General features: G+C 69.3%; 1 protein-coding gene. It reads right to left on the reverse strand.

Annotation, left to right across the window (positions count from 1 at the left end; genetic code table 11):
- Nucleotides 1–50: 50 nt before the first annotated feature.
- On the reverse strand, nt 51–1,348 hold a 1,298-nt coding region (locus Sri02f_RS40930; RefSeq protein WP_245971045.1), incomplete at its 5' end, for an NsdA family TPR-like regulatory protein.

A 1,348-nucleotide genomic window follows, 5' to 3' on the forward strand; every position in this document is an offset into this window, starting at 1 on the left:
CTAGTTTGCGGCTGGCGTCTGAGCTAGGACTCCAGGGCCGTTTTGGAACGTCAGGCGGTCTTGAGGGTGGCGACGTGCCGAGCACGTTCTTCGAGCTCCTGCACTCCGGCGACGCGGCGGTAGGCGGGGAGCGCTTTGAGCATCGTCTTCAGGTGTTGGTCTCCTCGGGCAGAGGAGATAGTCACGTGCTCGTCCAGGAAGGTTCCCCAGGTCTGGCATGCGGCTTCGATGTGCCGCATGCGGAACTGTCGTTCGGCGGTCACCCCGAGGCAGTGCAGGCGGCCTTGCCGTTCCAGTGGGGAGCGGGCGGTGTTCGAGCGGCGCAGAGAGGCGATGGAGCCGTCCTTGTCGCCGAGGTGCCAGCGCACGTGCGCTTCGTGGAAGAAGTAGGCGGCCTGGTCGTAGCCGCCCACGGCATCGCGTCGGTCTTCGGCGCGGGACAGTGCGCTCTCCGCTTCACGGAGCCGGGCCAGGGCGGTATTGCGGATGTTGGTCATCGCGGCGGCGGCGGCCTGCTGGCCGCGCAGGAAGGCGACCAGACGCGGTCCGGCGGAGGGAGCGGCGTCGGCGAGTTCCAGGCCCCTCTTGCCATGGCCCAGGTGCGTCGCCTGCAGACTCATCCCACGCAGGGTGCGGCAGTAGGTGACGTGATCCTCGGCGGCGCCGGCGAGGTCGAGAGCGCGCAGGTAGTACTTCTGGCCCAGGCCCTGCTGGTCTTCGTACATGGCCATCCAACCCGTGAGGTACACGAAGTCAGCGACGGCGGCCCGCATGTCGCGCTGCACCTGGCCCGTTCCGCTCGCGCGCAGGTAAGGACCGGCAGTGTTGACGAGGAAGGCGGCGGCCATCGGGCGGGCGTGGCCTGCCCCGACCTGGTCCAGGATGTCGGCGACCTTGTCGGTCATGGTGCGGACGGTCTCGACGTCGGAGCGGCCGATGTGCACCGTCCGCCCAGCGCTCGCCGCGTCCAATCGCCCTGCCACATCCTCAAACCGCGGCACAGCCAGAGCCGCGGCGTACATGCCGGTCTTCAGCACGCCCCGGCGTGTGGGATCCATGTCTGCCCGGCTCAGGTCGATCACTCCCGCCACGAAGTCGCGCTCTCCAGTCGGCCTCTCCTCGCTCTCCCAGCCGACTTCCGCGCACGTTACGGGCCGTCCGAGCAGCCGGGAGAGCGCCTCGGTGACGGCGGGCCGCGCCTCGGGTTTCGGGACGGATCCGGCGAGCCAGTGGGACACGCTCGTCTTGTCGTAGTGCATGCGGAGCCCGAGCTCGCGGCCGGCGGCGTTCACCCGGCGTGCGAGCTGCGCGTTTCCGATTCCTCCTGACTGCATCAGGGCCGCTAGGG

The organism is Streptomyces rishiriensis, from assembly GCF_003112535.1.
In the GTDB taxonomy this organism is placed as follows: domain Bacteria; phylum Actinomycetota; class Actinomycetes; order Streptomycetales; family Streptomycetaceae; genus Streptomyces; species Streptomyces rishiriensis.